This is a genomic window from Agaribacillus sp. DX54 (assembly GCF_056858335.1).
Genome location: NZ_JBXEQE010000079.1, coordinates 1 through 3,721, shown reverse-complemented (window position 1 = coordinate 3,721; position 3,721 = coordinate 1). Strand labels below are relative to the sequence as shown.

The following is a 3,721-nucleotide window of genomic DNA, read 5'->3' as shown; positions in this document are numbered from 1 at the left end:
GCCGGTCTTATTCCTGGTATTTGACCGGAATATTCTCCGCTCTGTGGAGAAAAAACACTTCAAAAATTTCCAGCGGGATAGTCAAAGCCTTGTGGTGGGAAGGATGGTAAGATCAACGCAAGACGGCATTTTTTCTTTCGGGGCATTGCTTGGCTGGAATCACCCAACTGCTTTAATGAGCGATACCTTACAATGGTCCAACGGCGCCCCACCCTTTAACGGACCTGTTTGGGGATACAAAGTCCCTGGACATATGGACAAAGGCCAATTCCAATATGACATCCTGGAAGGTCAATCCCCTTTTGACAGCTATGAGTGCTATTTTTCCAATCCCGGAGGACAGGCAGCCATCTATAGCATCATCAATACAACTTTTAATATTGACCCCATAGACACTACGATGCTTTACAAATCGATAAATGCATTTTTTTCCGCCTTAGTACTGGGGACAATGGTTTTCTGGATTAGAAAGGTTTTTGGGGCGTTTGCAGGTTGCACGTCGCTGATTATCATTTGTTTTTCTAAATGGATGGTACTCTTCGCTAATGATTTCTTTTACGTTTTCGGATTGTTTTACCTACCATTCGTTGCCGTTCTTCTTTATCTGCACTACGCAATCGGTGCCAAATTTTATCATCAATCTCACCTGCTGTTGCTAATAATTTCGACTGTTACACTAAAATGCATTGTGGCAGGTTTTGACTTCATCATTCCAACCCTGGTTATGGCGGTACTTCCCCTGATATTTTATGGCGTTTATAAACAATGGGGGTACAAAAACACAAGTATTTTATTCACCAAGGCTTCCTTGTTTGCATTGGGGGGGGTGCTCTTGGGTTTGCTCGTTTTATCTTTCCAAATAGGACAAGTAAAGGGCTCTTTGCCAGATGGGATAAATTATGTCTTGTCAACTTTTAACAGACGGACACAGGGTGAAGGGTTTGTGCCGCAAAATATCTCCACTATGGAAATATTCCGCCTGTACTGGAATAGTAAGATAGTAAGTCTCAATCATCTAATCCATGGGGCAACGATTTCAATAAAACATCTGGTAACACTTTTTTTGGGTTGCTCTTGTTTCATGATTTTATGGCCCAACAGGTCTTCTTATAGTCAAAACATGGCCCTTATAAGTACCTTATGGGTATCTGTGACAGCACCTGCTGCATGGTTCCTGGTATTTAAAAACCACGCTTATTTTCATACACATATGGATCACATAGTCTGGAGTATGCCTTTTGTCATATTGGGAATGGTGCTGGTAGCCGTTACCTGTCAACTGGTCTGCAAGGCAGTTTGGCAACAAATTCGTCCACATTTTTTATCAACATATAAACACCCTGATACTTTATGAAAAGAAACCGTTTTGTTCATCGTTTTTTGAGACGTTACCATACCAGTGTGATCCCTTCAGGGGCTTCCATACTGGAAATTGGCTGTGGCGATGGAAGCCTGCTTCATGCGCTTAAACCAAAAACAGGCCTGGGCATTGATCTGTCAAATGAAAAAATTGAAAAGGCCCGTTGTCAGTACCCGCATTTGTCTTTTCATTGTGGCAATGCCGAAAACAGCCTATTGGAAGGTGTATTCGATTATGTGGTCACCTCTCACCTGTCACGCTTGTCGGGAACACAACTGACTGTATTGGGAATTATGGGCGAATACCTGGGCAAGATGTACATGACACAAAAGCAGCGGCCAAACTATATTATAGCTACTGCTTCCCCGGGATTAGAAAGAAAAACCAAAACAAATGTATCACTAAAAAAAGAAAGGATGCCTATGTAATCTTTAAAAAAGCACCCGAAAACACCTTGCCCCGGTCAGCAGGAAGCTGACGCGAGACAAGGGCGTGCACCTCGAAAGGGCACGATAAAACAAAATTAATTCGAACAAAATTATATATTTAAAATGAAAACTAAATTTAAAAACAAGCTGAGGTATGTTGCAGCTGGTATATTCCTGCTCGGTCTGATTGCCAATGTAAGCCTTTCGCTTACAGATCCTTTTGTACATGTAGGTGCTGAACTGCTGGCACAGGCTACTAGTGGTAATACCGGACCATGTTCTACCAGTTGGACATCAACATCCACTTCCCAAGAATGTGGTGGTGAGCCAGTTTTGATAAAAATTGTATTCACCTATACATGCAACATAGGTGTTGGCGGTCAATGTAAATCAGGCACACAAACAAAGACAATTGTACTGAAACCTGATTGTACGGAAAAATCAAGCACTATAAGTGGAACCGTCACCACTACCCAATGTTAGTTTAAGTTTACTGAGCTCTGGATTTAGTAATCCAGGGCTTAAATTCTCAACAAAATGAAAAAAATATTAATGTATCCTCTTGTTTTATTGTGTGCCTGTACTTCAGATAGAACAGTTGATAAAAAAAATTTAAACCCAGATTTAATTATTTTCAATGAAAATGAATACGATAATCACCAGAAGTTTTATTATTCAGAAGTTTTTAAATCTTATCACTTCGTGCCTCTAGAAACTAATCCTGAATGTATGATATCAGCTATTACAACAGCGAAATTTCTTGGCAACAACATTTTAATTTTCGATGGTAGATATAATAGATTATTACTTTTTAATAAAGAAGGAAAATTTTTAAGAAATATAGGTAGCCAGGGAAAGGGACCTGGAGAACATATTGCGATCAAGGAAATCGATGTGGACTCAGAAACAAAACGAATTTTTGTGTTGGACATAGCGAATAAGATCATTGTTTATAATCCGGAGGGTAGTTTGATAAACGAATTCAAAGTTAGAAGACATGAAATAATCCATTCTTTTCAATATGTTGATGATGAAAAATTTATAGTTCAACTTAATCCCTATCATCATAAAAGCCCCGTTTTGGCTTTAATTGATTCTAATGGAAAAGTGTTAAAAACAATGTTAGACAACCAGGCAATATACATATCTTCCAGGACTGGCGCATCTAGTTTTTATAGAACGAAAGAAGATATAAAATTCTATTCCATATATATGAATACTATCTACCAGTTTAAAGACGATGAGCTACTCCCTTATATAGAAGTAAATTCTACTAATCCATTGGATATTCAACAATTGGCAAAAATCGAAATGCAGCAAGGAGCCAATAAATTAGATAGTGAAGGAACACCTATTTCCACTTATACGCATTATAAAGGTATGTGGTCAATAGGAAGGTATTTCGAGACTGATAAATACATTTATTTTATTTATCACACGGAGAAAATTAAATTAGTTGGGGTATATATAGATAAATCAACTCTACAGGCCAGTAAGCGATTTTTAAGAGGTGATTTCCTAAAGGAGTTTCATTTTAATAACGATTTCATTGCTCAAAAAGACTCTTTGTTTGTTAACTACTTCTCCCCTGGCCATTCCCCTGGCAAAATCAAAGGTTTCAAAGAATTGCTCCGCACAAACGAAAGTGTATACCAGTCTCTTGAAATTAAGCAAAGAATTATGGACTTAAATGAAAATAGTAATCCCGTATTAATTTTTTACAAAGAAAAATGATCAATATCAGATTGCAAAGATATGAATAACTCTCACGAAATTGAAAACCAAACTCAGATATGCCACAGCATAAATGTTGTTGCTGAATCTGGTAGGGAACCTTGGTCTCTCTCGAGCCAATCCTATAGTGCATTTAAGGCAAATTTGCTGGCAGGGACAAGCGGCAGCAGTAGTGGTAGTGCCGGTATCTGTTGCGGAA

The 3,721-nt window shown here is 38.5% G+C and carries 4 protein-coding genes; all 4 read left to right on the top strand.

Annotation, left to right across the window (positions count from 1 at the left end; translation table 11 throughout):
• The coding region (locus AC04NP_RS30305; protein ID WP_482863874.1) for a hypothetical protein at nucleotides 1-1,354 on the top strand (1,354 nt) is incomplete at its 5' end.
• Nucleotides 1,351-1,788, top strand: coding sequence for a class I SAM-dependent methyltransferase (locus tag AC04NP_RS30300; protein WP_482863873.1), 438 nt, complete (start codon nucleotides 1,351-1,353; stop codon nucleotides 1,786-1,788). The genes AC04NP_RS30305 and AC04NP_RS30300, both read left to right, overlap by 4 nt.
• Nucleotides 1,789-1,911: 123 nt before the next feature.
• A complete protein-coding gene (locus tag AC04NP_RS30295; RefSeq protein ID WP_482863871.1) occupies nucleotides 1,912-2,271 on the top strand; it encodes a hypothetical protein in 360 nt (119 codons plus the stop codon).
• A gap of 54 nt (nucleotides 2,272-2,325) precedes the next feature.
• The gene (locus tag AC04NP_RS30290) at nucleotides 2,326-3,522 is read left to right on the top strand and encodes a 6-bladed beta-propeller (protein ID WP_482863870.1); all 1,197 of its coding nucleotides are present in this window, start codon (nucleotides 2,326-2,328) and stop codon (nucleotides 3,520-3,522) included.
• Nucleotides 3,523-3,721 lie beyond the last annotated feature (199 nt).